Origin of the sequence: Rhizobium sp. SEMIA 4085, from assembly GCF_013004495.1 — a bacterium.
Lineage (GTDB): Bacteria > Pseudomonadota > Alphaproteobacteria > Rhizobiales > Rhizobiaceae > Rhizobium > Rhizobium gallicum.
On record NZ_JABEPH010000533.1, the window covers coordinates 1 to 2,926 of the forward strand.

3 protein-coding genes are annotated in these 2,926 nt (G+C 56.4%); all 3 read right to left on the reverse strand.

The window, feature by feature from the left end; genetic code table 11:
• On the reverse strand, positions 1–493 hold a 493-nt coding region (locus C9413_RS30475; RefSeq protein ID WP_170251352.1), incomplete at its 3' end, for an LLM class flavin-dependent oxidoreductase.
• 209 nt (positions 494–702) lie between these two features.
• Positions 703–1,821, reverse strand: a complete 1,119-nt coding sequence (locus C9413_RS30480) for a histidinol-phosphate transaminase (protein WP_040114231.1) — start codon at positions 1,819–1,821, stop codon at positions 703–705.
• Between the two features lie 183 nt (positions 1,822–2,004).
• The coding region (cysC, locus tag C9413_RS30485; protein ID WP_170251353.1) for an adenylyl-sulfate kinase at positions 2,005–2,926 on the reverse strand (922 nt) is incomplete at its 5' end.

Consider the following 2,926-nt stretch of genomic DNA (forward strand, 5'->3'; position numbering starts at 1 on the left):
GAGGAATGTCGCTCAGCTCAAAATGCTCGCCTTTATGGGATAGCGTGCCGCCTTTCATCGCATTAACAAGGATTTCACTGGCTTCCGCGTAGCAGCCTGGCGCCGCCTCCGCACCAATCCCGAAATAACCCAACTCGACCGGGAGAGAGCCGCGCCCTATCCCGAGTTCGACCCTACCACCGCTCAATTGGTCCAGCATGCAGATTTCTTCGAACGCCCGCAGCGGATGATAAAGCGGCAGCAGCATGACGAGGGGCCCGACACGAAGCCGACGCGTGCGCTGTGCGACACTCGATAAGAACAGATTTGGCGATGGACCTCTCCCATGCGGGGTGCAGTGGTGCTCAGCGAGATGGTACGCATAAAAACCAAGGTGATCGCACACCTCTGCTAACCTTAGGCGATCTGAATATTGCTGGGCGATGTCGCAGCCGTCCTCGTCGAGATGATCGAAGATGCCGAAGGTTAGATTGGAAGGAAAGGCGTTTCCCATGTGATTGTCTCCAAATGTTTGACTAAAAAATCTAAATCCAGGTGATCAAAGAGGTTGGTTTCGGCCCGTTATCCACGTGCGGGCCTCCAAATGGTGCACCGGGGACAACCAGTCCCCGACACGGTTGCGTCGACCTCGTGCTGTTTTAAAATCTCAGGTCCCGCAATATCGTCTTGGCTGTTGAGTGGTGTCTGCGCGACAAGCAGCGACTAACGGTGCTTAACCGGCAGACTCTGCATCTTCAGGCTTTCAGAAATGTCACGGGCGGCGGAAAGGAATGCATCCATTTGCGTTTTCGTACCGATGCTGACGCGGATATAATTTTCCAAGCCATCATCGGGAAAGACGGCTACAAGTATCTTTTGCCTTTCCAAAGACGCTTGCCACCAATTGCCGTCTTGTCCCGGTGGCACACGCGCAAGCAAAAAGTTTGTGTGGGACGGGATCACAGAAAATCCGAGTTGAGACAGGGCAATGGTTGCTCGGTGTCTTTCATCTTTGATATATCGGTGGTTCTCGTCGTAGGCGGCGCGGTGCGAAAGGATGCTAATGCCGACCGCATGGCCGATCAGGTTCATGTTGAAGACATTTTGGAGGTTGCGTAGCCTCCCAATAAGTTCAGGATGACCGAAGCCGAAACCAACGCGAATGCCGGCGGCGGCATAGCTTTTCGAAAATGTTCTTAAGACTAGAAGGTTCGAATGGCGATTGATAAGCCGCAGAGCATCATCGGGTGCAAAATCGACATACGCCTCATCCACCACTATCAATCGGTCGGATTGCGCGGCTAGGCTATCGATATCGGCGACCGGAACAAATGTCCCAGTCGGATTGTTCGGATTAGCTAGCAGGATGAACTTTGCATCTTTTGCGGGACCGAGAAGCAATTGCCCGATTGGCAACGAATAAGCTTCGCCCCATCCGATTTCGAGAAATCGAGCACCCTGCAACATGGCAAGTTTGCGGTTGAACGAAAAACCTGGCGACATCATCGCCACGCTATCGCCCGGAGCCAGGAAAGCTCTGTAGATGAGCCCCAGCAGTTCAGACGAGCCGTTGCCAGCGATCACCTGATCCTTGGAGAAGCCATAGGCATTGGCGGCTGCGTCCCGCAAGCTGAGATTGTCATCTTCGGGATACAGATAATGCCGTTCGAGAGCCGCAAGCGCACTTTGCATCACCATCATCGGCAACGGAAATGGATTCTCATTCGTGTTTAGTTTAACGCAATTGGCATCCGGGCCCGGTTGATTGGACGGCACCGCACTTAACTGTCTCGCCACCTGCGAAAGAGCCAAAAGCACGCCTTGCAGTTTTGCATCAGACATATCTTTTCTCCGTTCCAGTTAGTTAGCCGACCCGTGAGCACGTGATCGGCTGTCTCCTGCTGAAGCCAATATGGCTTCGGACGTTCGTGCCCCCGATCGGGGGTAGCAATGATCATCCCGTCGTTAGATAGCCAGGGACCGCCGTGGCCGCCTGCAAAATGCTCAAGCCTTCGCATTAAAGCGTCATTTCTCCTCCATTCTCCTCTCGAGGAACTGTTCGATCTTAAGCGCCAGCGCCGCGGGCTCGTGGCCAACCGTTTCGAGACGCAGCTCAGGGCTCTCAGGGACCTCATAGGGCGAGGACACGCCGGTGAAGTTCGCGATCTTGCCCGCGAAGGCCTTCTCGTAGAGGCCTTTCGGATCACGCCGGGCGCACTCGTCGAGCGGTGTGTCGACGAAGATCTCGATGAACTCGTCCTCCTCCATCAATTCGCGCGCCATGCGCCGCTCGTCGCGGAACGGCGAAATCAAGGAGACGAGAACGATCAGGCCTGCGTCAGCCATGAGCTTGGCAACCTCTGCCACCCGGCGGATATTCTCGACGCGATCGGCTTCGGTGAAGCCAAGGTCCCGGTTCAGTCCGTGGCGCACATTGTCGCCGTCGAGCATATAGGTGTGTTTGCCGCGGGCGTGCAGCAGGCGGTCGAGCGCGTTCGCGATCGTCGACTTTCCCGAGCCGGAAAGGCCCGTGAACCACAAGACCCCGGGCCGCTGGCTCTTCGTCGCCGCGCGCGCCCCCTTGTTCACGTCGGTGACCTGCCAATGGACATTGTCGGCGCGCCGCAGTGGGAAGTCGATCATGCCGGCGCCGACCGTTGCGTTGGTCGCCCGGTCGACCAGGATGAAATTGCCGGTCGACCTGTTGTCCTTGTAGGCGTCGAAGGCGATCGGCGCCTGTGTCGAGATGTTGCAGACGCCGACCTCGTTCATCTGCAAGGATTTCGCCGCCTCTCGGGCAAAGCTGTTGATATTCACCTGGTGCTTCAGCGCCGTGACCGTTGCGCTGACGCTGTCCGTTTCCGTCCGCAGGATATATCTTCGCCCGGGAAGCATGGGATTAGCGCCGAACCAGATGACATGTGCCTGGAACTGATCCGCTACAAAC

Coding starts and splice junctions, on each gene's coding strand:
- C9413_RS30480 (WP_040114231.1), bottom strand. CDS start 1,821: ATGTCTGATGCAAAACTGCAAGGCGTGCTTTTGGCTCTTTCGCAGGTG.